Annotated in this window: 25 protein-coding genes and 2 tRNA genes; 16 read left to right on the forward strand and 11 right to left on the reverse strand. The window is 71.7% G+C overall.

Going from position 1 to position 24,704, the window contains the following annotated elements; all coding sequences use genetic code 11:
* Window positions 1-14: 14 nt before the first annotated feature.
* The 6 genes from AB0I21_RS32940 to AB0I21_RS32965 all read right to left on the reverse strand — a co-directional run bounded on the left by AB0I21_RS32940 (window position 15) and on the right by AB0I21_RS32965 (window position 3,103).
* A tRNA-Gly gene (locus tag AB0I21_RS32940) sits at window positions 15-90 on the reverse strand.
* 21 nt (window positions 91-111) lie between these two features.
* Window positions 112-184: transfer RNA gene (locus AB0I21_RS32945), tRNA-Ala, on the reverse strand.
* Window positions 175-582, reverse strand: a complete 408-nt coding sequence (locus AB0I21_RS32950; RefSeq protein ID WP_344503345.1) for a VOC family protein — start codon at window positions 580-582, stop codon at window positions 175-177. Before AB0I21_RS32950 ends, AB0I21_RS32945 begins: the two co-directional genes overlap by 10 nt.
* A gap of 50 nt (window positions 583-632) precedes the next feature.
* Window positions 633-1,079: a hypothetical protein gene (locus AB0I21_RS32955; RefSeq protein ID WP_354895295.1), complete on the reverse strand. Its 447-nt coding sequence runs from the start codon at window positions 1,077-1,079 to the stop codon at window positions 633-635.
* Window positions 1,080-1,230: 151 nt separating this feature from the next.
* On the reverse strand, window positions 1,231-1,800 hold the full coding sequence (locus AB0I21_RS32960) for a sigma-70 family RNA polymerase sigma factor (protein WP_360567035.1): 570 nt from the start codon (window positions 1,798-1,800) through the stop codon (window positions 1,231-1,233).
* Between the two features lie 130 nt (window positions 1,801-1,930).
* Window positions 1,931-3,103 carry a S8 family serine peptidase gene (locus tag AB0I21_RS32965; RefSeq protein ID WP_360567037.1) on the reverse strand — a complete coding sequence of 391 codons (1,173 nt, stop codon included), beginning with the start codon at window positions 3,101-3,103 and terminating at the stop codon, window positions 1,931-1,933.
* 106 nt (window positions 3,104-3,209) lie between these two features.
* On the opposite strand from AB0I21_RS32965, the gene AB0I21_RS32970 reads away from it, so the two are divergent.
* The 6 genes from AB0I21_RS32970 (at window position 3,210) to AB0I21_RS32995 (ending at window position 13,403) form a co-directional block, all read left to right on the forward strand.
* Window positions 3,210-5,804 carry an FHA domain-containing protein gene (locus AB0I21_RS32970; RefSeq protein WP_360567038.1) on the forward strand — a complete coding sequence of 865 codons (2,595 nt, stop codon included), beginning with the start codon at window positions 3,210-3,212 and terminating at the stop codon, window positions 5,802-5,804.
* Window positions 5,805-8,148: 2,344 nt separating this feature from the next.
* Window positions 8,149-8,898 (forward strand): dienelactone hydrolase family protein, encoded by a 750-nt coding sequence (locus AB0I21_RS32975; protein WP_360567040.1) that lies wholly within the window; start codon window positions 8,149-8,151, stop codon window positions 8,896-8,898.
* A 2-nt stretch (window positions 8,899-8,900) separates the two neighbouring features.
* Window positions 8,901-9,179, forward strand: coding sequence for a DUF6295 family protein (locus AB0I21_RS32980; protein WP_344503351.1), 279 nt, complete (start codon window positions 8,901-8,903; stop codon window positions 9,177-9,179).
* Window positions 9,180-9,189: 10 nt separating this feature from the next.
* Window positions 9,190-11,067 (forward strand): AMP-binding protein, encoded by a 1,878-nt coding sequence (locus tag AB0I21_RS32985; protein ID WP_360567041.1) that lies wholly within the window; start codon window positions 9,190-9,192, stop codon window positions 11,065-11,067.
* Window positions 11,068-11,339: 272 nt separating this feature from the next.
* Window positions 11,340-11,915, forward strand: coding sequence for an ATP-dependent Clp protease proteolytic subunit (locus AB0I21_RS32990; protein WP_360567042.1), 576 nt, complete (start codon window positions 11,340-11,342; stop codon window positions 11,913-11,915).
* A 234-nt stretch (window positions 11,916-12,149) separates the two neighbouring features.
* Entirely contained in the window at window positions 12,150-13,403 is a 1,254-nt protein-coding gene (locus AB0I21_RS32995) for a serine hydrolase domain-containing protein (RefSeq protein WP_360567044.1), read from the forward strand.
* 18 nt (window positions 13,404-13,421) lie between these two features.
* On the opposite strand, the gene AB0I21_RS33000 is transcribed toward AB0I21_RS32995, so the two are convergent.
* Entirely contained in the window at window positions 13,422-14,135 is a 714-nt protein-coding gene (locus AB0I21_RS33000; protein ID WP_360567045.1) for a hypothetical protein, read from the reverse strand.
* A gap of 51 nt (window positions 14,136-14,186) precedes the next feature.
* Here AB0I21_RS33000 and AB0I21_RS33005 point away from each other — a divergent pair, with 51 nt between their 5' ends.
* From AB0I21_RS33005 to AB0I21_RS33015, 3 genes are all read left to right on the forward strand, one after another.
* Window positions 14,187-14,741 carry a class I SAM-dependent methyltransferase gene (locus tag AB0I21_RS33005; RefSeq protein ID WP_360567047.1) on the forward strand — a complete coding sequence of 185 codons (555 nt, stop codon included), beginning with the start codon at window positions 14,187-14,189 and terminating at the stop codon, window positions 14,739-14,741.
* 66 nt (window positions 14,742-14,807) lie between these two features.
* Window positions 14,808-15,308: a hemerythrin domain-containing protein gene (locus AB0I21_RS33010; protein WP_360567048.1), complete on the forward strand. Its 501-nt coding sequence runs from the start codon at window positions 14,808-14,810 to the stop codon at window positions 15,306-15,308.
* A 73-nt stretch (window positions 15,309-15,381) separates the two neighbouring features.
* Window positions 15,382-15,840, forward strand: coding sequence for an STAS domain-containing protein (locus tag AB0I21_RS33015; RefSeq protein WP_360567050.1), 459 nt, complete (start codon window positions 15,382-15,384; stop codon window positions 15,838-15,840).
* Here AB0I21_RS33015 and AB0I21_RS33020 read toward each other — a convergent pair.
* The gene (locus tag AB0I21_RS33020; RefSeq protein ID WP_344503359.1) at window positions 15,785-16,453 is read right to left on the reverse strand and encodes a pentapeptide repeat-containing protein; all 669 of its coding nucleotides are present in this window, start codon (window positions 16,451-16,453) and stop codon (window positions 15,785-15,787) included. The two genes, AB0I21_RS33015 and AB0I21_RS33020, sit on opposite strands and share 56 nt — an antisense overlap.
* A gap of 108 nt (window positions 16,454-16,561) precedes the next feature.
* Between AB0I21_RS33020 and AB0I21_RS33025 the strand changes: the two genes are divergently transcribed.
* The 4 genes from AB0I21_RS33025 to AB0I21_RS33040 all read left to right on the forward strand — a co-directional run bounded on the left by AB0I21_RS33025 (window position 16,562) and on the right by AB0I21_RS33040 (window position 20,036).
* A complete protein-coding gene (locus AB0I21_RS33025) occupies window positions 16,562-17,173 on the forward strand; it encodes a TetR/AcrR family transcriptional regulator (RefSeq protein ID WP_344503360.1) in 612 nt (203 codons plus the stop codon).
* A 106-nt stretch (window positions 17,174-17,279) separates the two neighbouring features.
* Entirely contained in the window at window positions 17,280-18,221 is a 942-nt protein-coding gene (locus AB0I21_RS33030; RefSeq protein WP_360567052.1) for a CAP domain-containing protein, read from the forward strand.
* Between the two features lie 282 nt (window positions 18,222-18,503).
* Window positions 18,504-19,373 (forward strand): DUF4397 domain-containing protein, encoded by an 870-nt coding sequence (locus tag AB0I21_RS33035; RefSeq protein WP_360567053.1) that lies wholly within the window; start codon window positions 18,504-18,506, stop codon window positions 19,371-19,373.
* An 18-nt stretch (window positions 19,374-19,391) separates the two neighbouring features.
* Complete coding sequence (locus AB0I21_RS33040) at window positions 19,392-20,036, forward strand: class F sortase (RefSeq protein WP_360567054.1); 645 nt, start codon at window positions 19,392-19,394, stop codon at window positions 20,034-20,036.
* Window positions 20,037-20,280: 244 nt separating this feature from the next.
* On the opposite strand, the gene AB0I21_RS33045 is transcribed toward AB0I21_RS33040, so the two are convergent.
* Window positions 20,281-21,180, reverse strand: a complete 900-nt coding sequence (locus tag AB0I21_RS33045) for a diiron oxygenase (protein WP_360567055.1) — start codon at window positions 21,178-21,180, stop codon at window positions 20,281-20,283.
* A 47-nt stretch (window positions 21,181-21,227) separates the two neighbouring features.
* Here AB0I21_RS33045 and AB0I21_RS33050 point away from each other — a divergent pair, with 47 nt between their 5' ends.
* Complete coding sequence (locus AB0I21_RS33050; protein WP_360567057.1) at window positions 21,228-21,515, forward strand: DUF4873 domain-containing protein; 288 nt, start codon at window positions 21,228-21,230, stop codon at window positions 21,513-21,515.
* Between the two features lie 237 nt (window positions 21,516-21,752).
* Here the strand turns inward: AB0I21_RS33050 and AB0I21_RS33055 are convergent, their stop codons facing one another.
* Window positions 21,753-22,184, reverse strand: coding sequence for an SsgA family sporulation/cell division regulator (locus tag AB0I21_RS33055; RefSeq protein ID WP_344503366.1), 432 nt, complete (start codon window positions 22,182-22,184; stop codon window positions 21,753-21,755).
* A gap of 272 nt (window positions 22,185-22,456) precedes the next feature.
* Between AB0I21_RS33055 and AB0I21_RS33060 the strand changes: the two genes are divergently transcribed.
* Together AB0I21_RS33060 and AB0I21_RS33065 are read left to right on the forward strand one after the other, a co-directional pair.
* The gene (locus AB0I21_RS33060; RefSeq protein WP_360567059.1) at window positions 22,457-22,972 is read left to right on the forward strand and encodes a TIGR02611 family protein; all 516 of its coding nucleotides are present in this window, start codon (window positions 22,457-22,459) and stop codon (window positions 22,970-22,972) included.
* 288 nt (window positions 22,973-23,260) lie between these two features.
* Complete coding sequence (locus AB0I21_RS33065) at window positions 23,261-23,617, forward strand: Lsr2 family protein (RefSeq protein ID WP_344503368.1); 357 nt, start codon at window positions 23,261-23,263, stop codon at window positions 23,615-23,617.
* A 131-nt stretch (window positions 23,618-23,748) separates the two neighbouring features.
* Here AB0I21_RS33065 and AB0I21_RS33070 read toward each other — a convergent pair.
* The coding region (locus AB0I21_RS33070; protein ID WP_360567061.1) for a LacI family DNA-binding transcriptional regulator at window positions 23,749-24,704 on the reverse strand (956 nt) is incomplete at its 5' end.

A 24,704-nucleotide genomic window follows, 5' to 3' on the forward strand; every position in this document is an offset into this window, starting at 1 on the left:
CGCAAGGAAGCGTGTGGGTGGACCGGCCGGAATCGAACCGGCGTCCTCCGCTCTGGCAAAGCGGTGCGTCGACCTCTGCGCTACGGCCCACCGGGGACGAGCATAGAGGGGCAGGGCCGGTCGGAATCGAACCGACGTCCTCCAGCGTGCTGTGCGGGCGCGACGACCTCTGCGCTACGACCCTGCCGGCGGGTAGCTTAGTACCCTCGTGCGCGGTTGGTAGAGCTGGTGCAGCACGAAGGTGTTGCCGTCGGGGTCGGAGAAGCTCGTGACCCGCGAGAACGGCCCTTCCTCGATCGGTCCGTCGAAGATGATGCCCCGCTCGGACAGCTCCTCGTAGGTCTTCTCGATGTCGTCGGTGTCCAGCACGATGCCGCGCAGCGAGCCCGGGGGCATGGTCTCGAACCAGGTGACGAGCGTGAACGCGGTCTGGCCGTGCTTCGGGGCCACCTCGACCCACCGGCGGTCGCCGGAGTCGTTGTCGCTCACCAGCTCCCAGTCCAGCGCGTTGACGTAGAAGTCGCGTGCCCGGTCCTGGTCGCTCACCGGGATGGACACGATCTGCACGTGATCGATCGGCATGCCTTGCAGGGTACCGCCGGATGTGTCCGTCTCGTGGCGAATTGCCCCTCTTAGAGCAGCACCCATTCCGTGTGGACGGGCGCACCGTCGGCCGGCTCGCACCGCAGTCGTACAGATGCCGCGACGACACCCTGGAAGCGGAAACGCCCCTCGTCGTCGACGTCGGTCTCGTGGCTGCCCGTCGGGGACTCCAGGACGATCCTGGCCGGCACCGCGGGGGACACCGTGCCGACCACCTCGACGGCGCCCGCGCGGGTCGTCGCCTGCACGTCGATCGTCAGTGAGCCGCCGAAGAACGACAGCAGCCGCGGCGAGCCGCCACCACGGACCGCGACGAGCCGCTCCCGGGCCGAGTCGGCGGTCAGCTCGGCCAGGGCCGCGTCGGGGTCACGCCAGCCGATGCTGGCCCGGGCGGCCGCGAGCACGTCGTCGGGCACCGGGTCGTGACGGCCCGCGATGTCGCGCAATGCCCTGAGCACCTCTTCCTCCCCGATCATCGGGTCGGCCCTGCCTGCGGCTGTGCCTGCGTCTGTGCCTTTGGAGTGGTCGGTCGTGGCCTCGGGTCGTGGTGTGCCTGTGTCTTTGGCGTGGTCGGTCGCGGCCTCGGGTCGAGGTGTGTCTGTGCCTTTGGCGTGGTCCGTCGTGGCCTCATGTCGTCGTCGAGCCCAATCTGCGTCGCAGCGTGCCGAGGCAGCGCTGCCGGGTCGGTCCGATGCTGCCGACCGGCACGTCGAGGGCGGCCGACACCTCGGCGTAGCTCGGCGGCGGGTCCGCGATGAGCACCCGCAACAACTGCTGGCAGGGGCCGGACAGCGAACGGAACTCGTGCCACAGCGCCTTGTCCCGCTCGTCGCGCAGCACCCCCGCGTCGAGCTCCTCGTCCTCGCCGGCGAGCACGCCGCCGAGGATCCCGATGAAGTCGGTGGCCGAGCCGGCCGGCACGTCCCGCCCGCCGCGGCGCAGCAGCGCGAGCGCCTCCCGCCGGGCGGTGGTGGCCAGCCACGAGCCGAGCCGGTCCGCGTCGCGGACGTCGGCGATGTGCTCGACCAGCCGTAACCAGGTCGCCTGGCTGACGTCGGCGGCGTCGGAACGGCCGAGCTGGAAGCTGCGCGCGACCGACCAGACAAGGTTGGCATATCTGTCCACGATGGACTCCCAGGCCTTCTGGTCGCCGGTGGCGGCCGCCCTCAGGAGCTCGGCGTTTTCAGGCTCAGCCATGGTCTCGAAGGCTATCATCGCGCCCTGCCGGTGACGGGGTGCGGCGACCTTTGTGCCGCACCCCGTCACCCCCCTCCCCCTGGTAATGCTCCCGGTGTGGCACCGCTGCCCCCTGCCGTGGCGCATACGATCACGCCAGCCCCGCGTAGCGGCCATACCGGCGGGACGCGCCGGCGATGACCGCCTCCGCCGCCAGCCGGGCCGAGCCGGCACCGGGCAACGCGTCGGCGATCGCCGCCGCGACGAACGGCGCGGCGAACGAGGTCCCGCTCCACCGCGCCCAGCCGTCGCCGAAGTCCTCGTGATGCACGAACGTGCTGGTGACGTCGGCGCCCGGCGCCACGAGCGTGATCCACGTGCCGGTGTTGCTCCAGTCGCTGATCCGCCGGCCGTCGTGCGCCGCGACCGCGACCACCCGCCGCCGCCACGACGCGCTGGTCCCCGCATACGCCGCCGGCCAGAACGGCCGGTCGTGCTGCCCGTCGTTGCCGGCCGCGGCGACCACCACCCGGTCGCCGCTGCCCAGCAGCTCCGTCAGCGCCGCCGTCAGCAAGACCGGCGGACGGTCGTCGAGCGTGTAACCGCCCAGTGACAGGTTGATGAGCTGATGGTCGTACGCCTGCCGGAGCCCCGCGATCAGGTCGGTCTCCCGGCACACCCCGTGCGTGTCGACGATCCTCACCACCCGTGGCCGCACGTGTGCGGACCTGGAGACCAGCACCCCGGCGACGAAATTGGCGTGCCCGACGTCACCGTCGCGCACCTCCTCGTCGCCCTGGATGCCGGACTCGAAGTCGTCGGTGACATACCGGTCCTTGGGCAGCGGGCTGTTGAGCCACACCCCGGTGTCCAGCACCAGCACCTCGACATCCGGCACCGCACGGTCACGGACCGTGAGGTGCCCCGGCGCCGCCGGCCGCGGCGGTCCATACGGCCCCGCGTGCTCGAACGGCGTCGACACGAACACGTGATTCGGCCCGGCGGCCACTCTGGTGTCACCGGCCGCCTCGGCCTGGACCCGCACCCGCCTCGCGGCACGCGCGACGTCCAGGCCAGGCAACCGCACCCGCCGGAACCCTTCCGGGACATCCCCCTCCTCCACGATGTCCCGGACGGTGAACCCCTGCTCCATGAACGCCTGACGAGCGGTGGCGAAGCGGTCGTCGAGCACCAGGAGCTCGTCCGCGACGAACCGCACCGGAGTGCCGTCCGCCCGGTCCTCGCGACGCACCCACCCCAGCCCGGCGAGCCTGCGGGCGCGTCGCGACCGCCACTGCTCCGAACGGGCGTCCGCTGGTGCCATGGGCTCTCCTCCTCACGTGGTCTGGAAACTAGAGGGAGGAAGTCAGCTTCCTGATACAAGAATCCCCGGCTGTTTTCTGTCGTACGTGGGCGGCATGATGATGGCCGTGGCGAGCAATGACCAGCAGACCGTGACCCGCGAGCTCACCGTCCTCGAAGTGACCGTCACCGGCCCCGCCGGTGAGGCGCGCTCACTGGTGCGGCCCGACGACACCGTGACCATCGGCCGCGACGCGGCCAACGACCTGGTCGTCGAGGGCACCCTGATCTCCCGCCGGCACGCCGAGGTGATCTGGAACGATGACGGTTGGTTCCTGCGCGACCTCGGCAGCCGCAACGGGACGTATGTCGACGGGGAGAAGGCCGCCTTCGTCGCCGCCGTCGACGGGGGAGCGGTGCACCTCGGCGCCGCCGACGGTCCCAAGGTCGCGTTCAAGGTCGTCACGATCACCGAGCCGGTCCCCGCGGCCCAGCCACCGGCGCAGCGGGAGGCCGCCCTGCACGACGCGGCGGCGCTGATCCGCCTCGGCCGCGGCCCTGACAACGACATCGTCCTCACCGACCTGCGCACCTCGCGCAACCATGCCGAGCTGCGCCGCACCCCGACCGGCTATGAGGTCGTCGACCTCGGCAGCCGCAACGGCACGTTCCACAACGGCAAGCAGGTCGCCCGCCAGGCGATGCAGCCCGGCGACATGATCTCCATCGGCCGGCACGAGTTCATCTTCGACGGGATGCGCCTGCACGAGTTCGAGGACGCCGGCCCGTCCTCCCTCATCGCCGACGACCTCACCGTGCGCATCAATGACGCGATCCTGCTCGACGACGTCAGCTTCGCCCTGGCGGAGGGCAGCCTGCTCGGCGTCATCGGCCCCTCCGGCTGCGGCAAGTCGACCCTCATCAAGGCCGTCGCCGGGCTGCGGCCCGCCACCCAGGGCACGGTCCGCTATGACGGCCGCGACCTCTACGCCGACTATGCCGAGCTGCGCTACCGCATCGGCATGGTCCCGCAGGACGACGTCCTGCACCGCCAGCTCACCGTCCGCCGCGCCCTGCGCTTCGCCGCCGCGCTGCGCTTCGCCGACGACGTGCCGCGCGAGGAGCGCCGCGGCCGCGTCGCCGAGGTGCTGCGCACCCTCAACCTCACCGAGCGCGCCAAGATGCGCATCGACAAGCTCTCCGGCGGCCAGCGCAAGCGTGTCTCGGTCGCGCTGGAGCTGCTGACCGAGCCGTCGCTGCTGTTCCTCGACGAGCCGACGTCGGGCCTCGACCCGGCACTCGACAAGGAGGTCATGGAGGAGCTCCGCGACCTCGCCGACAAGGGCCGCACCGTGGCCGTCGTGACCCACAACGTCATGCACCTCGACCTGTGCGACCGCGTCCTCGTCCTGACCGTCGGCGGCCGCATGGGCTATTTCGGCCCGCCCGGCGAGCTGCTCTCCTTCTTCGGCGCCGAGGACTACGCCGAGGTGTTCCGCGAGGTCACGACCAACGCCGACCACTGGATGCGGACGTATCGCAGCTCGGAGCTCTACACGAAGTATGTGACCGCCCAGATCGCCGAGGCGCCGCTGCCGAAGCCCGCCGCGGTCGAGCGCGTGACCGTCCCGAAGCCCCGCGACCCGGCTCCGTCCGAGACCGGTGTGGACTCGCAGACCGCGGAACAGACCATGCCGCAGCGGCCGGCGTCCCCTGCCCCCGTCGCTGCTCCTGGCTCCACTGCTTCCGCCGCGCCTGGTTCGTCGTCGGGTTCGTCGTCGGGTTCGCCGTCTGTTTCGCCGTCTGTTTCGTCGTCTGGTTCGTCGTCTGGGAGGCCGGCGCGGGCGGTCGGGCGGGCGCGGGTCAAGCTCGGCGGCGCGTCACTGCGCAGCAGAGCCCTGCACCCGGCGGCCCCGGTCCGGCAGTTCCTCACGCTGTGCCTGCGCATGTTCTGGGTCATCGGCGCCGACCGCGGCCTTGCCCTGTTCACCTTGGGCCTGCCGCTCGCCCTGGCCCTGCTGACCCGCACCGTCCCCGGTGACAACGGTCTCGCCCCGGGCACGGGCAGGATCAGCCTCGAGGCCCAGCGCCTCCTGGTGGTCCTGGCCGTCGGCGCCGCCTTCCTCGGCACCGCCGCCGCGATCCGCGAGATCGTCAACGAGGCCACCATCTACAAGCGCGAACGCGCCGTCGGCCTCTCCGCCGGCGCCTACCTCGCCTCGAAGGTCTTCGTCTTCTCCATCATCATCGTCGCCCAGACGGCCCTCTTCACCTGGCTGGCCCTCCTCGGCAAGAACCCGCCCAAGGCCCCCCTGATCTTCCCCGAGCACTGGCTCCTGGAGATCAGCATCCCCGTCGCCCTGGTGGCCCTCGCCTCGATGGCGTTCGGCCTGCTCGTCAGCGCCCTCGCCAAGACCACAGAGCAGACCACCCCCGTCCTCGTCGTGGTCGTGATGGCCCAGCTCGTCCTCTCCGGCGGCCTCTTCGAGCTCGAAGGCCAGACCGTCCTCCAGCAGATCGCCTGGCTCTTCCCCACCCGCTGGGGCCTGGCCGCCGGCGCCTCCACCGTCGACCTCACGTCGATGATCCCCTTCGACGACAGCCTCTGGGCCCACACCACCGGCGCCTGGTGGCGCTCGGTCCTGATCCTCCTGCTCCACATCACCGCTCTGATCGCCCTGGCCCGCCTGGCCCTCCGCCGCCTCGAACCCGGCCGCCAGTAACCCCCAACCCACGACCAGCACCCGTCCCGTCCACCCCACTCGCCCCCGCGCCGCGACCCTCACCCCAGCCCGCCAACCACGGCGTGGCGTGGCTGGGGTGCGGCGGTGCTGGGTGCCGAGGGCTCGCGTCACGTCGCCCGCCGCCCTCGCCGCGGTCGGTGAGCTGCCTCCGGCCGCAGCCGCCGCGCAACTCCGCCCAGCTGCGGCGCTGCTCATCCGGCTGCTGGTCGCCGCGTGGCGCTGCTGGCTGCTGCGTGGCGTCGTCGGCTGCTGCGCGGCTCCGGTGTGCCGCGGCTTGCTGGGTGCCGCGTCGCTTCGTCGACCACCGCTTGGCGCCGGCGCTCGGGTGCGGCGTGGCTTGGCCGGCCGCTGCGTGGCTCTTTGGCCGTGTGCCGCGTCGATGGCCGTTGCCCCGTTAACCACCGCGTGGGTGCGGCGGTGCTGGGTGCGGCGGTGCTGGGTGCGGCGGTGCTGGGTGCGGCGGTGCTGGGTGCCGTGGGCCCGCGTCACGTCGCCCGTCGCCCTCGCTGAGGTCGGTGAGCTGCCTCTGGACGCACCCGCCGCGCAACTCCGCCCAAGTGCGGCGCTGCTTAGCTGGCCGCGGCGCTGCTTAGCTGGCTGCTGGTCGCTGCGTGGCGTCGTCGGCTGCTGCGTGCTCCGGTGTGCCGCGGCCTGCTGGGTGCCGCGTCGCTTCATCGACCAGCGTTTGGCGCCGGCGCTCGGGTGCGGCGTTGGCTCGGCCGGCCGCTGCGTGGCTCTTTGGCTGTGTGCCGCGTCGATGGCCGTTGCCCCGTCAACCACCGCGCGGCGTGGCTGGGGTGCGGCGGTGCTGGGTGCCGCGGGCCGCGTCACCTTGCCCGTCGCCCTTGCTGAGGTCGGTGAGCTGCCTCTGGACGCAGCCGCTGTGCAACTCCGCCCAGGTGCCGCGCTGCTCAGCGGGTCGCCGCGCTGCTCAGCGGGCCGCCGCGCTGCTCAGCCGTCAGCTGACCGCTGCGTGGCGTCGTCGGCTGCTGGGTGGGTCCGGTGTGCCGGGACTTGCTGGGTGCCGCGTTGCTTCGTCGATCACCGTTGGGCGCCAGCGCTTGGGTGTGGCGTGGCTCTATGGCTGGTCTGCTGCGTTGAATGGTCGTTGCTCCGTCAACAACCGCGTGGTGTGGCTGGGTGCGGAGGTTCTGGGTGCCGCGGGCCGCAGCACGTCGCCCGTCGCCCTTGCCGTGGTCGGTGAGCTGCCTTCGGATGCAGCCGCCGTGTGACTCCGCCCAGGTGCGGCGCTGCTCAGTCGGCCGCCGCGTTGCGGCGGTGGTCGTTGTGTGGCTCCGGCTGGGCGTGGTTTTGGCCGTCGCGCCGCTTCGTCGGCCGAGGTGTGGCTCTGGCTTGGGGTGCGGCGTGGCTGGTCGTTGCGTGACTTTTGGGTCGGCTGCCGCGTCGATTGCCGTTGGGTGGCATGGCTGGGTGTGGCGCCGCGTCCTCGGGGCTGCTTCGCCCAACGCGGCGTTGGCCGGACAGGGCTCTTGGGTCGGCTGTCGCGTCGATTGCCGTTGGGTGGCATGGCTGGGTGTGGCGCCGCGTCCTCGGGGCTGCTTCGCCCAACGCGGCGTTGGCCGGACAGGGCTCTTGGGTCGGCTGTCGCGTCGATTGCCGTTGGGTGGCATGGCTGGGGTGTCGCGCCGCGCCGTCGGCTCTGCTTCGCCCAACGCGGCGTTGGCGGGACCGGCGGCCGGACTTCGACCTGCGCGGTCCGTGTCGCTCCCCGCCGTGGGCTGGCCGGTCGCGGTTTGGTCGCCGCGTGGTTCGCTTCGTGGGTGACGGTTCGGTGGGCGTGGTATGGGCTGGATCGGTGCCCGGCTTCGACCTGCGTCGTCCGGGTTCGGTTCGTGGCACCCCGGCCGATCGGCGTGGGCAGGCGGATGACGTTCGTGGCGCCGGCCGGGTAGCGGCTCGGTGCGGTGTCGGCCGGGCGGTGTGGGGCAACCCGCGTGGGTCGGGTCTGTGCGACTTCGATCCGATCCGTGGCGTCCCGCAGTGAGCTGCCCTGTGCCGGGCTGTGCTGCTCCGTTCTGGCTCGCGCTGTGCCGGGCCTTGGTGAGCAGTGCGCTGTTTAGCCCGCTTTTGTCCTCGCTGCGGGGATGTGGTCGATCGATGCGCGGGGGCTTGTGTCGGGGGAGGGAGGGGGCTGCGGCGGGGCTGTTCGTCGGGTCGTCCTGTGTGGTGGCGGTGGTCGCGGCGGCTGGTGGGGACGTAGATCGAAGGACGGATCTGGCTGTCGTCGCGGCCGGAATCCTCCTTTGATCATCACGTCGGGTGGTGGCGTTGAGGTGGGTGGGGGCGGCAGTACGTTGGGGGTATGTCTGATGCGATCCGTGCCGAGACGGTGTACGTCGGTGACGAGAAGATCCAGGCCTACCAGGCCCGGCCGGTCGGGCCGGGGGCGTTTCCGGGGGTTGTGGTGATTCATCATCTGCCGGGGTGGGACGAGTCGACGAAGGAGATGGTGCGGCGGTTCGCGGTGAACGGGTACCTCGCGATCTGCCCCAACCTGTTCTGGCGGGAGGCGCCGGGGGCGTCGCCGGATGACGCTTCGGCGTTCGTGCGGGGGCAGGGCGGGATTCCGGACGAGCAGATCATCCAGGACGTGCGGACCGCGGCGGACGCGTTGCGGGCGATGGACGGGCACAACGGCAAGGTCGGGGTGATCGGGCACTGCTCGGGTGGGCGGCAGGCGCTGCTGGTCGCGACGGCGATGCCGCTGGACGCGGCGGTGGACTGTTACGGGGCGTTCGCGTTGGAGCCGCCGGCGGCGTCGACGGGGCTGAAGATGACGTCGATCAAGGATCGGCTGCCTGACCTCGGGTGCCCGGTGCTCGGGCTGTTCGGCGACGACGACAGGAACCCCGCGCCGGCGGAGGTCGAGCGGCTCGCCGGGATCCTCGCCGAGCACGGCAAGCAGTTCGAGCGGCACAGCTACGAGGGGGCGGGGCACGGGTTCTTCTCGCCGGACCGGCCGGGGTACCGGCAGCAGGCGGCGGTCGACGGGTGGAAGCGGATCTTCGCGTTCTTCGACCGGCACCTCGGCGGCAAGCGGCTGGAGGCCTGAGCATGTGCACGTACGACACCGAGACCGTCGAGATCGAGGGCAGCGCGAAAGGGCCGGACGGCTGGTTCGGGGTGACGCGGGCGGCGGTGTACGTCGACCACCCGCACCACGCGCCGTTCGGGCACACGCTCAACATCGACTTCGCGGACCCGGCGCGGGGGCCGGCGGCGCGGGTTGCGGTCGAGCTGACCGAGGAGGCGGCCAGGGCGCTGGTGGCCGCGATCCAGGCCGCGCTCGACCATGCTCCAGCAGGTCTGGCCAGCCGGAGTGCTCCGGTGTAAGCATCGAGGGATGGGCGCCTATCGCGACACGTACGATCGCAGCCTCACCGACCCCGACGGGTTCTGGCGGGACGCCGCCGCCGGGGTCGACTGGGACCGCATGCCGATGCGGGTGCTGGACGGCGACCGCCCGCCGTTCTACCGCTGGTTCCCCGACGCCGAGCTCAACACCTGCTACAACGCCGTCGACCGGCACGTCGCCGCCGGGCGCGCCGACGAGACGGCCCTCATCTACGACAGTCCTGTGACGGGCACGCTCCGCTCGTACACCTGGCGCGAACTCAGACACGAGGTCGCCAGGTGCGCGGGAGCGCTGCGCGAGCTGGGGGTCGAGAAGGGGGACCGGGTCGTCGTCTACATGGCGATGGTTCCGGAGGCGGTCATCACGATGCTCGCGTGCGCGCGGCTCGGCGCGGTGCACTCGGTCGTGTTCGGGGGGTTCGGGCCGAAGGAGCTCGCCGCCCGCATCGACGACGCCCGTCCGAAGGTGGTCGTCGCGACGTCGTGCGGGATCGAGGGCAGCCGCGTCGTGGAGTACAAGCCGCTGCTCGACGCCGCGCTCGCCGAGGCCACCCACCGGCCCGACCGCTGCGTCGTCCTCCAGCGGCCGCAGGCCCCCGGCGTGTTGCAGGACTGCGACCTGACCTGGGAGGACGCCCTCGACGGTGCGGCGGAGGCGGCGTGTGTACCGGTGGCCGCCACCGACCCGCTGTACATCCTGTACACGTCGGGCACGACGGGCCGGCCGAAGGGCATCGTGCGCGACAACGGCGGGCACGCCGTCGCGCTGACCTGGTCGATGGCCAACGTGTACGCCACGGGGCCCGGCGACGTGTTCTGGGCGGCGTCCAACGTGGGGTGGGTCGTCGGCCACTCGTACATCGTCTACGGCCCGCTGCTCGCCGGCGCCACGACCGTCCTGTACGAGGGCAAGCCCGTCGGCACCCCGGACGCGGGCGCGTTCTTCCGGGTCATCGAGCAGCACGGCGTGACGGCCCTGTTCACCGCGCCGACCGCGATCCGCGCGATCCGCAAGGAGGACCCGTCGGGCAGCTTCGCCGGCCGGTACAGGACGGACTCGCTCCGGACGCTGTTCCTGGCGGGGGAGCGGCTCGACCCGCAGACCTACGAGTGGGCCGGCACCACCCTCGGCGTCCCCGTCGTCGACCACTGGTGGCAGACGGAGACCGGCTGGCCGGTCGCGGCGAACCTGCGCGGCCTGGAGCCGATGCCGACGAAGGCGGGCTCGCCGTCGGTGCCGGTGCCGGGCTTCGACGTGCGGGTCCTGCAGCCGGACGGCGCACCCGCCCCGGCCGGCGTCGACGGCGCGATCGTCATCGGCCTGCCGCTGCCGCCGGGCTGCCTGCCGACCCTGTGGCACGACGACGAGCGGTTCGTCGAGTCGTACCTGAGCGCGTTTCCCGACGTCTATCTGACCGGCGACGGCGGCCGGTTCGACGACGACGGCTACCTCTACGTCATGGGCCGCACCGACGACGTCATCAACGTCGCCGGGCACCGGCTGTCCACGGGCTCCATGGAGGAGGTCCTGGCCGCCCACCCGGCCGTCGCCGAATGCGCGGTCATCGGCGTCGACGACGAGCTCAAAGGGCAGGTGCCGCGCGGGTTCGTGGTGCTGAAGGCGGGCATCGACACCGAGCCCGAGGTCATCGAGCAGGAGCTGGTCGCGTCGGTACGCCGTAGCATCGGCGCGGTCGCCTCCCTGCGCCGCGTGCAGGTCGTGCCGGCGTTGCCGAAGACCCGGTCCGGCAAGATCCTGCGCAAGACGATGCGCGGCATCGCCGCCGGCGCCGACCCGGCGGTCCCGTCCACGATCGAGGACCCGTCGGTCCTGGACACCCTGCGCCCGATCCTGCGCCCCGAATGAGCGTCCCGTTGTGCTCCGGCCTACCGGACACTCTGCTTCCGCGTGCTTCCGGTCCTGTCAGGCGCTCCGCCCCCGTGGGCTCCCGGCCCTGCCAGGCGCTCCGCGCCCGTGGATTTCCGGTTTATCAGGCGCTCCGCGCCCGCTAAACCGGAAATATCAGCATTTGGCCTCATCGAGCACGCTGACAGCGAACACGCTCACAGCGAACCAGGGCTCCCTTCCCGGGGTGCGATCACTACGGTCGAGGAAAGCCCCGGGAAAGGACGCCGCTCATGGCAGACACGCAGATCCCCTTCGACAGCGCGGTGTTCGACCGGCTGCTCACCAAGCGCATCATCGTCCTCGGCACCGAGGTCAACGACGAGAGCGCCAACCGCATCTGTGGCCAGCTGATCCTCCTCGCCGCCGAGGACAGCGAGAAGGACATCAGCTTCTGGATCAACTCCCCGGGCGGCGTCATCAGCGCCGGCCTGGCCATCTACGACACCATGCGCTTCGTCCCCAACGACGTCTCGACCGTCGTGATGGGCATGGCCGCCTCGATGGGCCAGTTCCTGCTCAGCGCCGGCACCCCCGGCAAGCGCTACGCCCTGCCCCACTCCCGCGTGATGATGCACCAGCCCTCCGGCGGCATCGGCGGCACCGCCTCCGACATCGCCATCCAGGCCGAACAGATGCTCTTCACGAAGAAGACCATGCAGCGCCTGATCGCCGAGCACACCGGCCAGACATATGAGCAGATCGAGGCCGACTCAGACCGCGACCGCTGGTTCACCGCCCAGGAGGCCGTCGACTACGGCTTCGTGGACAAGGTCGTCGCGGGAGCGGAGCAGCTCGCGGTGAGCTGACCCGCCGCCGTCGCCGCCCTGGCCCACGCCGACCCGCCCCGCAGAGGCAAGGTCGCGCAACGGGCCAGGGCCGCGGACCGGTCCACCAAGAGGGTCTCGCCGGTGATGAGGGACGCGGCGGGCGAGACGAGGAAATCCAGCCGCGCCGGCACGGAACCGCCCGCCGGTTCGTCCCCACGAGGGTGTGGGTTCCGCATCTCGCGCGGAGCTGAGGTCGCGTTTAGGCTGCCGGGCGTGAGCATCGAACCTGAGGTCGCGCCGGGGCAGGTTGGCATCGACGCGAAGCGGCTGGCTGGGCTGGACGAGCACTTCGCCAGGTACGTCGACGACGGGCGGCTGGCGGGGTGGCAGCTGGTGGTGAGCCGGGACGGGCGGGTGGCGCACGCCTCGACGTACGGGTGGCGGGACATGGAGGCCGGGCTGCCGGTCGAGCCCGACACGCTCTGGCGCATCTATTCGATGTCGAAGCCCATCACCTCGGTCGCCGCGATGATGCTCTGGGAGGAGGGGCGGTTCGAGCTGACCGACCCGATCAGCAGGTGGCTGCCCGAGTTCGCGGCGCCGCAGGTGTACGACCGGGGGTCTGCCTCCGCGCCGTTCACCGTGCCGGCGGTCGAGCCGATCCGGGTGTGGCACCTGCTGACGCACACGTCGGGGCTCACGTACGGGTTCCTGCAGACCTCGGTCGTCGACGCGCTGTACCGCAAGGCGGGGTACGACGTCCTCGCCAAGACGGGCGTGGACCTGGCGCAGGCCAGCCGGGACTGGGCGGCGCTGCCGCTGCTCTTCCAGCCCGGCACCGGGTGGGGCTACGGGGTGTCCACCGACGTGCTCGGGCGGCTCGTCGAGGTGGTGTCCGGCCAGAGCCTCGGCGACTTCCTGCGGACCAGGATCTTCGAGCCGCTCGGCATGGCCGACACCCGCTGGTCGGTGGACCCGGACGGTGCCGACGCGAAGCGGCTCGCCGCGCTCTACGTGCCCAGCCCCGCCAGCGGCAAGGCGACCAGGTTCGACGCCATCGGCAAGTACGCGCTGGAGGAGCCGGCCATGCAGTCCGGCGGCGGCGGGCTGATCTCCACCGCCGCCGACTACGACAGGTTCACCGCGATGCTGCTGCGGGAGGGCACGACGAGCCGGGACGGGACGGCGGGGGAGCGGCTGCTGAGCAGCCGGACCGTGCGGTTCATGACCCGCAACCACCTGCCCGGCGGGGTCGACCTCGACCGGCTGCAGACGGGCGGGTTCGCCGAGACGACGTTCGAGGGGATCGGCTTCGGGCTCGGGTTCGCCGTGGTCCGCGACCCCGTCCCGGCCAGGACGCCGTCCACGCCGGGCACGTACTACTGGGGCGGCGCGGCCAGCACCGCCTTCTGGATCGACCCCGCCGAACGGCTCACCGTGGCGTTCTACACGCAGCTGCTGCCGTCGAGCACTCACCCGATCCGGCCGCAGCTGCGCCAGCTGATCTACTCGGCACTCACCGACTGAAAGCTCGAACCGACAAAGCTACTTGAAGGTCAGGCTGCCGCCGCCGGTGATGACGTGCACCTTGTGCACGGAGGCCGCGTCGGACTTCACGGTGCCGGACTGCTGCCCGCCGTCGAGCTGGACGTCGAGGGCGTAACCGTCGGCGGTGAGCTTCAGCGACACGTCGCCGCCACCGCTGTCGAGGTCGATGCGGTCGGGGGACTGGGTGACGGCCACGTCGACGGCGCCGCCGCCGGTGCGGGCGGTCAGCTCCGGCGGGGCCAGGCCCGCCCCGGTGAGCGCGCCGCCGTCGGTGGACACGTCGATGATCCCGGTGAGGCCGTTGAGGGAGACCGTGCCGCCGGCGCTGTCGAGGCGCACGCTGAGCGTCGACGGGATCTCCACCGTGTACGCGATCGAGCAGTCGCCGCTCGCGCAGCCGGTCGACGCGAGGACCAGCTCGCCGCCCTCGACGGTCTGCTTGCGGCCGGGCTTGTCGGCCTTGAAGGTCGACGTCTCCGTCACCTTGATCGTGGGGCCGGAGCCGACCTTCACGGTGATCGCGCCGCCCGCGCTGTCGATCTCGACGACGCTGACGTCGTCCTTCACCTCGAACGCGTTGGTGGCGGTCTGCGCGCCGCCGCCCTTGCCGCCGGTGGAGGGCGAGTCCCCCGAGGAGCCGCAGCCGGCGAGGGCCGCCGGCGCCGCGAGGGCCAGCAGGGTGGCGAGGGTGAGGATCCGGGGTGACTTCACGGAGGTCAGCTTCGCACGGCCCGCCGGGCACCGTTCGGTAGGGTCGGTGCCATGAATCTCGTCGATGCCGCGTATCAGCGTGCCGAGACCAGTGGCTTCCCGATGTCCTGCGAACAGCCCGTCGGCCGGCTCCTCGCCGTGTTCGCCGCGAGCATCCGCCCCGGCGGCCACATCCTCGAGCTCGGCACCGGCGCCGGGGTCGGCGTCGCCTGGCTCGTCGCCGGCCTCGGTGAGCGCACCGACGTGACCGTGACCTCGCTCGAGCTGGACGAGAAGGTGGCGGCGGTCGCGGCGGGCGAGACCTGGCCGTCCTATGTGGACCTGCGGGTCGCCGACGCGCTGGCGTTCCTGCCGTCCGCCGTGGGCATGTTCGACCTGATCTTCGCCGACGCCCAGGGCGGCAAGATCGAAGGGCTCGACCTGACCATCGCCGCGTTGCGGCCGCGCGGCATCCTCGTGGTCGACGACATGCGGGTCGTCGACGACTGGCCCGAGGACTTCAAGGCCCGCCAGGCCGGCGTACGCCAGATGCTGACGTCTCACCCCGACCTCGTCTCCGTGGAGCTCGACCACGGCTCCGGCATGGTGATCAGCACCCGGCGCTAGGGCCGTTTGTGCTGCTCATGGGCGGGTATGCGGACATCAGTCAGGCTGCGCCCAGGAGGAGACCCGATGTCCACCGACGCGATCGTCGTGCTGAAGGAAGACCACAAGAACGTCAAGCGGCTGTTCAAGGAGTTCCAGGCCGCCGAGCACGGACCGGCGGGGGCGAAGGGGCGGATCGTCAAGCAGATCCTGACCGAGCTGACCGTGCACACGTACCTGGAGGACGAGGTGATGTATCCGGAGGTCCGCCGGTTGGTGCCGGACCTCGACGAGGAGATCCTCGAGTCGTACGAGGAGCATCACGTCGCCGACGTGCTGTGCATGGAGCTCGCCAAGATGAAGCCTGACCACGAGCACTTCGACGCCAAGGTCACCGTCCTCATCGAAAGTGTCACGCACCACATCGACGAGGAGGAGCACGGGTGGTTCCCGAGGGTCCGTGAGGCGCTCAGCCGCGCCCAGCTCCAGGAGCTCGGCGCCCGTATGCAGCAGCTCCGCCCGGACGCACCGACGACCCCGACCGCGCCGAAAGCATTGAAGAAGACGCTGGAGGCGATCCGCGGGTGACGGGACGGCCCGGGCGGGGTCATCCGACCGAAGGAGACGATTGGGCAGGGGTCTGCCGGTACCGTCGACAGCGATGAACGCCGTGGTGCTTGCCCTGCACGGGTTGCTCGTGGAAGGGACCGTCGAGACCGTCGAGCCGGTGCTCGTCGGTTGCCTCGTCGCGGCCGAGCCGCGGCTCGTCCTGGACGTGTCCGAGGTGACGGTGTGCGACACCGCCGGCGCGGCCCTGCTGGTGCGGGTCGCCGAGCTCGCCTGGCAGCGCGGCGGGGAGCTGCGCCTCGCCGCGCCGTCGCCGGCGATCCGGTCGTGGGCGCAGGTCGCCGCCGGGATGGACGGCATCGCCGCCTTCGCCAGCGTCGAGGGCGCGGTCGAGGCGGACCCGCGCGACCTGCTCGCGCCCCCGGTCGTGGCGAGCGGGCCGGCCGCGTGCGTCGACGATCCGGTCCCCCCGCAGCGCCGCCGCCCCCGCTGGCGGGTCAACCCTTCGGCCCGCGGACGATCACGCCGAGGTCCCGCATCACCGCGTCGGTGAGGCCCGGCAGCTGCGCCGGCTCGATCGTCACGCCACGCAGGCTGCTCACGCCGCTGACCTCCGACAGCTGGTTGCCGCGCAGGTCGGCGCCGCGCAGGTCACAGCTCTCGAACGACATCTGCCGCAGCCGGCAGCCGGACATCGCCGCGTGCGGCAGGACGCAGTCCCGGAAGACGGTGTTGACCAGGACGCATCCGACGAATCCGGTCGGACCGATCGTCGTGATGTCGTCGAGGTTCGCCGCGTCCAGCCGGCAGCCCTCGAAGAGCACGTCACCGAGCCGCGACTCGGCGATGTGCGCCCAGGTGAGCTTGCAGTTGACGAAGTGGACCCGCTCGAACGTCAGGCCGGTCAGCCGCGCCGCGGTGAAGTCGACCTTCTCGAAGCGGCAGCCGGAGACCGTCACGTCCTCCCACACGACCCCGTTGAGGTCGAGATTCTCCAGGTGGGAGCGGCGCAGACGGGCGTCGATGAGCGTGGTCCGGATGGCGCGCCCGGTCTGCACGTGGGCATCGTTGAGGTTGCCTCCCCATGGTGCGCTGACGGGCTCGAGCTCACCCTGGTCGATGACGGGGAGATCGATGTCGAGTTCGTGCACGGTCCGCAGTGCCACGCACCTCACCGTACACACGTAGGCTGATCAGTCATGAGCGGTACGGAGCACCGTGCAGGGACCGCGAATCAGGGGTGGCGCGAATGAGCGTCCAGCGGAGGTGATGGCATGAGTGAGGCAGCGGTCGGGCAGCGGCGGGTCGACGGGCGCACGCTGCGGGCCGAGCGGACCCGGCGGGCCATCGTCGACGCGCACCTCGCGCTGCTGGAGGAGGGCGACCTCAAGCCGACGGCGGAGCGGATCGCGGAGCGGGCCGGGGTGTCGCTGCGCGCCCTGTGGACCAACTTCAAGGACATGGAGCGGCTGTTCGCGGCGGCCGGCGCGCGCCTGATGGAGCGGCAGACCGCCGAGCACCGGCCCGTCCCGCCCGACCTGCCCCTGCCGCGGCGGATCGAGGCGTACTGCGAGCAGCGGGCCAGGCTGCTGGAGCTCATCGCGCCGGCGGCCCGGGCGGCCCGCCTGCGGGAGCCGTTCTCCGCGGCGCTGCGGCACAACCGGACCTGGTACGTGACGAACGCCCGCGACGAGCTGGAGAAACTCTTCGCCGAGGAGCTGGACCGCACCGGCGACAGCCGGGAGGAGACCCTGCACGCGCTCACGGTGGCGACCACCTTCGCGTCGTGGTCGATGCTGCGCGACGAGCTGCACCTGGACGTGCCCGCCGCGACCGGGGTGCTGCGCCGCGGGGTGACGGCGTTGCTCAGCGCGACCGAGGCATAAGTTTCGCTTAGATCGTCGTGAAATCGGCATCGCTGGTTGGGTCCGGCGGCGGCGCGGCTCATAGGCTTCGGTGCGGTTGAGTCGTCTGTGCCTCAGGAGGCAGCTGGTGTCCGCGTTCGGCCCGTACGACGCCCGCAACACCGAACCCGCCCGCCCCGCCTACGGCGCCGACCCCCGCACGCCCTACGGCGACGGCCGGGACGCCGGCTTCGGCAGCGGCTACGGCCCCGCCGACGGCTACGGCCAGGGCGACGGTTACGGGCCGGGCGACGGTTACGGCTACGGGAGCGCGCCGTACGGCGACGGCCAGGGCGACGACGCCGCGGACGCGCAGGGGCCCAGGCACCGCCGCGGCACCCGGCTCGCCGTGATCGTCGGTGTCGGGGTCGCCGCGCTGCTGGTGGTCGGCGCGACCGCGTTCGGCGGTGCCCTGCTGCTCGGCCACGACGGCGACACCGGCGAGGCGGCCCGCACCTCCGTGGCGGGCGACGCGACCGGCGACCCGGCGAACGCGGGCGACCCCTCCGCCGCCGGGAACGGGGACGCGAGCGCCACGCCCGAGGCCGCGGCCAGCAGCGCCGCGCCGCCGAGCGCCACGCCGACGAAGGCGCAGACCACGCCGCCCGCGAAGCCGAAGACGACCGCCCCCGCCGCGCCCGGGAACCTCTCGTACGAGCAGCAGGTCCTCGTGATCGTCAACGCCGAGCGGGCGAAGGCCGGCTGCAAGCCCCTGGCCTACAACGCGAAGCTCGCCACCGCGGCCCGCAAGCACTCCCAGGACATGGCCGCCAACGACTACTTCTCGCACACGTCGCAGGACGGCACCAGCTTCGCGACCCGCATCACGAACGCCGGCTACAAGTGGTCCGGCGCGGCGGAGAACATCGCGAAGGGCCAGAAGACGCCTGCCGACGTCATGAATGCCTGGATGAACAGCTCCGGCCACCGCGCCAACATCCTCAACTGCGGCCTCAAGGACCTCGGCGTCGGGCTGGCGTACCAGGGCAAGACCCCGATCTGGACCCAGGACTTCGGCAGCCCGAGATAGCGAGGCGGCCCGAGGCAGCGAGGCGGCCCCGAGACAGCGGGCGGCCCGAGGCAGCGAGCCCGCCCGAGATGGCAAGGCGCCCCGAGACAGTGATCGTTACCGATCAGTGACCACCCAGTAGCGGAAAAGGACCGTCCAGCGGTTGTGTTTCGCCGCCCCGTTCGGCATCGTGCACATCGGTCAGTGCTTATGGTGCCCGGACGGATTACTCAGTTTCCCTCGCTCGGGTACGTACCCTCGAACCATCCCTCCTGGTGGTCCTTCGAGCAAAGGGACATGATCGTGATCGGTGCTTCACTGCGGCGACGGACCGCGGCGCTCTCCGCGGCGGCACTGCTCGGCCTCGGCCTCTCGTTCGCCGGCGCCTCGCCGGCCTCGGCCGCCGGGGTCGGCTACGTCCGCCTCGCGCACCTGTCGCCGGACACGCCCGCCGTCGACGTGTACCTGAGCTCGGTCAGCGGGTCGATGGCGACGCAGAAGTTCGACGCGGTCGGCTACGGCGTGGTGTCGAAGTACCTGCCGCTCGCGCCCGGCACGTACGCGGTCGCGATGCGCACCAAGGGTGCCGCCGCCGACAGCCCGCCGGTGCTGAGCACCCAGGCCACCGTCGTGGAGGGCAAGGCGTACACCGTGGCGGGCGTCGGCAAGTTCACCGACCTCGGCCTGCGCGTCATCCCCGACGACCTGGCGCTGCCGGAGCAGGGCAAGGCGAAGGTCCGTGTCGTGCAGGCGTCGGTGAAGGAGCCGGTCCTGGACGTGTCGATCGCGGGCGGCGCGAAGGTGGCGGGCGGTGTCCAGTTCGCCTCCACGACCGACTACCAGCTGGTCGACCCCGGCAAGTGGACGCTGCGGCTCACCCCGCCGAGCGTGACCACCGCCGCGACCACGGTCACCGCCCCGCTGCAGGCCGGCAGCGTCTACTCGCTGATCGTCCTGGACGGCAAGAACGGCCTCACCGCCCAGCTGCGCACCGACGCGACCAGCAACGGCGTGCCCGCGGGCGGCGTCGACACGGGCGCCGGCGGCACCGCGGCCGACCCGGACCGCACCGGCCTCTGGCTGACGTTCGGCTCCGCCGCGCTGCTGGTGGTCCTCGCCTCGGCCGGCCTGCTGGTCCTGCGCCGCCGCCACCGGGTCCCGACCCAGCTCTGACGCACCGGGGAACGGCACATGGTCAGGTCCGCGGGCCGGGTCGTCCGGCACCGCACGCCGCGGCGCCGGACCCTGACCCTCGTCGCCTGCGTCCTCGCGCTCGCCGCGCCGGTCTTCACCGGCGCGGCGACGCTCGTCGGCCGCCGGATCGACATCGACGCCGGCGAGTCGACCTGGATCGTCCCGCACCGCATCGACCTGGACCTGCCGGGCGAGTCGGGGCAGGACACGCCGCCGACCCGGCTGCGGATCGCGTCGCTCGGGGTCGACACCGGCCTCGAGTCCCTCCAGGTCGACCCGAAGGGCGAGTTGCAGAGCCCCAAGGTGTACGACGAGGCCGGCTGGTTCGCCGCCGGCACCGTCCCGGGCGACCCGGGCCCCGCGGTCCTCGCCGGCCACGTCGACTCCCGCACCGGCCCGGCGGTCTTCTACAAGCTGCACGAGCTGAAACCCGGCGACCGGGTCGAGGTCCAGCGCGCCGGCGCGTGGCTCACGTTCAAGGTGACGGCCCGCGAGCACTACGAGAAGGCCAGGTTTCCCAGCGCCAAGGTCTACGGCCCGACGCCGCTGCCGGAGCTGCGGCTCATCACCTGCGGTGGCGAGTTCGACACCGCTCGGCACTCCTACCGCGAGAACGTGGTGGTCTACGCGGTGCTGAGCTGAGGCTCGGCGGGCGGGGAAAGTTTAAGGTCGGTGTGCCAGGTCGCCTCGCGGCGATAGGCGCATCACGGCTCCAGCCGAACGGTATTCCGTGAAGGCAGTGTGGTGAGGCCCGGGGACACACAGCACACCGACTCACCAAACAGTAGCGCGCCCACCACCCGCCGTCCCGTGATCTGCGTCTCTCACCACAAGGCCGGCCCCACAGCAAGGCCGTCTCCCACAGCGAGACCGCCAGGCCGGGCTCTCAGAGCAGGGCCGAGGACCGCCACAGGCGCTTGGCCGGGCCGGCGACGAGACCGAGCTCCTGCAGGTACGTCGTGATCCGCTCGGCGGACCAGCGCAGCGTCTCCCGGAACGCGGGGTTGCGCCACGCCGCCGCGCGGGCCTCGGCCGGGTCGAGGCCGACCGCCGCGTACGCCCCCGGGTGGATCAGCGAGTGGGTGACGGTCCAGGCGGCCCGCCCGATCATCAACCGCGAGTAGGCCAGGCTGATCGGGCCGGCGCCGGCGACCTGCCGGGCCAGCTCGTCGCGGGCGTAGCGGATGTGCCGGGCCTCCTCCACGACGTGGATCCGCGACACCATCCGCACCAGCGGCTGGAGGCTGTCGTCGGCCATCGCCTCGCGCTGCAGGGCGTCCAGGATCTCCTCGGCGATGAGCGCGGCGGCGAAGGTCTGCACGCCGCCGGCGGTCGCGCCGAGGTACTTGCCCAGCGCCCGCTCCAGCGGTGCGGGCCGGTACGCGGGGGTGCCGAACGCCTCGATCATCCGGGCGAACATGATGGAGTGGCGGCACTCGTCGCCGATCTCGGTGAGCGCGTACTGCACGTGACCGGTCCGCGGATCCTGGTCGCTGACGTGGCGCAGCAGCAGCCGCATGAGCAGCATCTCGAACCAGATGCCGACGCTGGCGATGCTCGCGACCTCGTGCTTGGACAGCTCGACGCGCTGCTCGCGGGTGAGCCCGTCCCACAACGGGGTGCCGGCCAGCGACAGCCGGTGCTCGGGCGCGTACATGCGGCCGGGGTCGAGCGGCGCCCGCCAGTCGATGTCCACGTCAGGGTCGTAGGAGGTGCCGGCGGAGATCTTCAGCAGCCGCGCCGCGGTCGCCTCGCGCGCCGCCTGAAGGGTGTCGGTCGTCGGCATCGCAGCTCCCTTGACGGCTCCGGCAGGACTTGGTACTCATCAGTACCATGCCTGAGGAACCGCGACCGGTCAAGGCCGAGCTGCTCGTCGACGGCGCCGCCCACGCCGTTGAGCTGCACCTGAGCGGGCACTTCCAACCGCTGGACGGCCGCTACCACTGGGGCGGGCGGATGACCGGCGGTCCGGCGGTGCCGGCGCTGGTGCGGGCAGGCCGCCGCGACGTGCTGCTGCGGTGCGCGCCCGATGACGCCGTGCCGGCCCGCCTGCTGGAGATCGACCCGTGGGGCAACGTCCGCTTCGGCGGGACCGGCGCTCCGCCGTGCACCATGGAATGAAGGGAAGGAAGCCCGGACTCCATGGAACGCGGCGAAGGAAACCCGATGGGACGGCGGCGGAAACGTCGGGCGCCACGCCTCGGCCGGGCCCTCGGCAGCTGGCGGGCTGCTCGCGGAGGGTGGTCGTCGGTGTGGCGCCCGGTTGACGCGGTCCCGGTGCTGCGGTTCGCGGTCGGTGGCTGTGCCGTGGGGCGCCCCGCTGGCAACTGCGGGGCCGGCCCGTGGGCGGTTGCGAGGTCAGCGCCCCGCGAGCAGCCGGCTGACGGCGTTGTCGACGTCCAGGTGGTCCGTCTCGTGCCCGCGCGGCACGACGCTGTACGTCCGGCGCAGGAACCGCACCAGCACGCTGCGTGGGACCTCGAACAGTGCGTTGCCGTCCGGCGAGGACAGTGCCAGTGCGACGAAGTCGCCGCGCGGGCCGTTCCAGGGCCAGACCCGGACGTCGCCGATGCCGGCGGGCTCGTCCAGGCCGGTGAAAAGCAGCTCACGCGCGAAGGACCAGCTGACCGGCTCGCCTCCCGCCGACTCGGCGTGGAAGAGGACGTGGACCGCGTACGGGTCGTTCGGGTCGTAGCGCAAGCTGGCTCGCACCGGCAATGCAGTCGCGTCGGGCGCGACGAGTCGTAGGGATGTCTCGACCTCGACGGTCGATGGTCGGATAGCGCTCATGTCGTACTCCCCCCGGCACCGCTGCGGAGCATGCCGTGCCCCGCCTCTCTTATGTTGAGGCGATTCCCAGTGTTACGCGTAGTGATTCTACGATCTCACTCTGTAGTGTTTCTGGGCCCGATTTGCCGTCAACCGAACAACGTGCGCGCGATGTCCGGTTTTCAGTGCGTGACCGGGGTCCTTGACGTGACGTGTGGGCCGTACGTCAATTCATTCGGGTAACGTCCAGTGGTTCGTGGGAGTGACGGGTTATCCAGTGATGGGAACGGAAATTGCGCGACAGTGAGGCGGACGGGTCGGGCGTTACGCCTGATTCCGGACGGCTTGGCTCTCCCCAGGGTGACTTCCGGCGTGTCGCTGCGCCGGACCTGGCCGTCGGAGCGGGTAGTGAGCCCGAAGCCGACCTGCGGGGCGCTCTCGGGCCCGGTGGCCGGTGGCGGCGGATCGCCGACCGGTTGCTGGGCTGGCGGGAGCGTCTCTACGCGACGCGGATCGGCCGCTTCGGCGTGAAGATCGTGGTCGCGTTCGCCGGCACGCTGGTCATCGCCGTCGGCGTGGTGCTGCTGCCGTTGCCGGGGCCGGGATGGCTCGTCATCCTCGGCGGGCTGGCGATCCTGGCGATGGAGTTCCACTGGGCGCGGCGGCTGTTGAAATTCACGAAACGGCAGTTGCAGCGCTGGACCCGCCTGGTACGGGAGGGTTCCTGGCTGGTGCGGATCGTCTCCGTCGGAGGACTGCTGCTCGTCGTTGGTGCGGCGTTGCTGCTGTCGCTCCGGATGCTCGCCTGACTTCACGACAGCGATCATGCGAGCGCCGGGGATGAGGCAAGCACATCCGGGCGGGGTGACTCGGCGGCCGCGGTTCGCCGACCTTAACCGATTGTGCGCGTTTCATGTTGTATGCGTTTCGTGACGGTCTGATTCAGCGACGGGTGAGCGAAAACGGTACGGTGGGAGTAATGTCGCCCCGATCGGGGCGTACTATCCCGCTGAGTATCTTGGTTCGTGTCCAAATGATGCGGCACGCACGTGTCGGTGATGCGGCACGCATTGGCAGCACCTGAAGAAAGGCCACCCATGGCGAAACGCGTCATCCACGAGCTGATCGACGACATCGACGGCAAGCCCGCCGCCGAGAGCATCGTGTTCGCGCTCGACGGCGTGCAGTACGAGATCGACCTGTCCGCGTCCAACGCGGCGAAGCTCCGCGACGCAGTCGCCCCGTTCGTCGCCGCCGCGACGAAGATCGGGCGGGGCGGCGTGGTGAGCACCGTGCGCGGCCGCGAGGTGCGCGGCCGGGGCGTCACCCGCGGCGACCGCGACCAGAACCGTGCCATTCGGGAATGGGCGCAGGCCAAGGGTATCGACGTTTCCGACCGGGGCCGGATCAAGCAGGACGTGGTGGACCGCTACCACGCCGAGGCCGGCCGCTAAACACGATCAACCGGCTGCGGATCAGCACTGGATCAGCGCCGGATTTCCACGGGTTGAGAAACCGGTCGATGCAGTGTCGCATTCCGGTGAAAGCGCGAACGAGCCGCGGCCCCAACGGGGTCGCGGCTCGATCACAAAATGCGGCTGAGTGTCGCGCCCGGATGGACGGTGCACGGCAGCAACCGCTGCACGGCACCACCGCCCTCGATCGTCTCGGTCAGCTGGTCCACGGCCTGCCAGCCCATTTCCCGGCGCGGAATCCGCAGCCCGGTGATGCTCCCGTCGACCGGCGCCAGGCCGCTGGGCTCGCCGAGTGCCACCACCGACAGGTCCCCGGGCACCGCCAGCCCCCGCTCCCGGGCCGCCGCGACCAGCGCGGCCGCGTCGGCGTACTCCTCCAGGAACACGGCCGTGAGCCGCTCCCGCTCGATCGCGTCCAGCCATCCGGTCGACGGCGGCGGCAGGTGTACGACGGCCGCCGGGCCGGCGGAGAAGAAGCCCCGGAGCCGGTCGGCGTGCGACTCCGCGGGCCCACCGGTCCCCAGGTAGCCGATCCGGGCGTGTCCGAGCCCGGTGGCCCGCTCGACCAGCGCCGCCACCGCCGCGGGGTAGTCGGCGCCCACGTAGGGGACCGGCCCACCGGCGTCGTCGCGACGGCCGACGGACACGAACGCGTGCCCCTCGCCGACGAGCCGGGCCAGGTCGTCGCGGTCGACCCGCCGCCCGAGCAGGATCGTGCCGTCGGCGATCCCGATCCGGCTGTCGGCGTGGAAGATCCGCCGGCTGTCGGCCCGCGACGTGAAGAGCAGCAGGTCGCAGCCGACCTGCTCGGCCCGCTGCTCGATGCCGACGAGGAACGGGTGGTAGAAGTCCGCCGCCGTGCTCGGGAACACCGGCTCGTAGGTGAACACCCCCAGGATCCGGTTCCGCCCCGAGACGAGCCGCCGCGCCACCGGGTCGGCGACGTAGCCGGTGGCGCGGATCGCGTCGAGCACCCGTTGCCGGGGTGGCGGCCGGAGCCCGCCCGCGGCCCCCCGGGGGGGGGTTGTCGCCCGCCCCCACCGCGCCCGGCGCACCCCCCGCCAAC

Source organism: Dactylosporangium sp. NPDC050588 (assembly GCF_040654975.1).
Taxonomy (GTDB): Bacteria; Actinomycetota; Actinomycetes; order Mycobacteriales; family Micromonosporaceae; genus Dactylosporangium; species Dactylosporangium maewongense.

Excerpts from the sequence above, each read along its gene's own strand:
- AB0I21_RS32975 (WP_360567040.1), top strand. The coding sequence starts at position 8,149 with ATGTCTGATGCGATCCGTGCCGAGACGGTGTACGTCGGTGACGAGAAG.
- AB0I21_RS32950 (WP_344503345.1), bottom strand. The coding sequence starts at position 582 with ATGCCGATCGATCACGTGCAGATCGTGTCCATCCCGGTGAGCGACCAG.
- AB0I21_RS32985 (WP_360567041.1), top strand. The coding sequence starts at position 9,190 with ATGGGCGCCTATCGCGACACGTACGATCGCAGCCTCACCGACCCCGAC.
- AB0I21_RS33050 (WP_360567057.1), top strand. The coding sequence starts at position 21,228 with ATGCCTGAGGAACCGCGACCGGTCAAGGCCGAGCTGCTCGTCGACGGC.
- AB0I21_RS32960 (WP_360567035.1), bottom strand. The coding sequence starts at position 1,800 with ATGGCTGAGCCTGAAAACGCCGAGCTCCTGAGGGCGGCCGCCACCGGC.
- AB0I21_RS33040 (WP_360567054.1), top strand. The coding sequence starts at position 19,392 with ATGGTCAGGTCCGCGGGCCGGGTCGTCCGGCACCGCACGCCGCGGCGC.
- AB0I21_RS33065 (WP_344503368.1), top strand. The coding sequence starts at position 23,261 with ATGGCGAAACGCGTCATCCACGAGCTGATCGACGACATCGACGGCAAG.
- AB0I21_RS32965 (WP_360567037.1), bottom strand. The coding sequence starts at position 3,103 with ATGGCACCAGCGGACGCCCGTTCGGAGCAGTGGCGGTCGCGACGCGCC.
- AB0I21_RS33005 (WP_360567047.1), top strand. The coding sequence starts at position 14,187 with ATGAATCTCGTCGATGCCGCGTATCAGCGTGCCGAGACCAGTGGCTTC.
- AB0I21_RS33010 (WP_360567048.1), top strand. The coding sequence starts at position 14,808 with ATGTCCACCGACGCGATCGTCGTGCTGAAGGAAGACCACAAGAACGTC.
- AB0I21_RS32990 (WP_360567042.1), top strand. The coding sequence starts at position 11,340 with ATGGCAGACACGCAGATCCCCTTCGACAGCGCGGTGTTCGACCGGCTG.
- AB0I21_RS32955 (WP_354895295.1), bottom strand. The coding sequence starts at position 1,079 with ATGATCGGGGAGGAAGAGGTGCTCAGGGCATTGCGCGACATCGCGGGC.
- AB0I21_RS33045 (WP_360567055.1), bottom strand. The coding sequence starts at position 21,180 with ATGCCGACGACCGACACCCTTCAGGCGGCGCGCGAGGCGACCGCGGCG.
- AB0I21_RS33055 (WP_344503366.1), bottom strand. The coding sequence starts at position 22,184 with ATGAGCGCTATCCGACCATCGACCGTCGAGGTCGAGACATCCCTACGA.
- AB0I21_RS33025 (WP_344503360.1), top strand. The coding sequence starts at position 16,562 with ATGAGTGAGGCAGCGGTCGGGCAGCGGCGGGTCGACGGGCGCACGCTG.
- AB0I21_RS32980 (WP_344503351.1), top strand. The coding sequence starts at position 8,901 with ATGTGCACGTACGACACCGAGACCGTCGAGATCGAGGGCAGCGCGAAA.
- AB0I21_RS33015 (WP_360567050.1), top strand. The coding sequence starts at position 15,382 with ATGAACGCCGTGGTGCTTGCCCTGCACGGGTTGCTCGTGGAAGGGACC.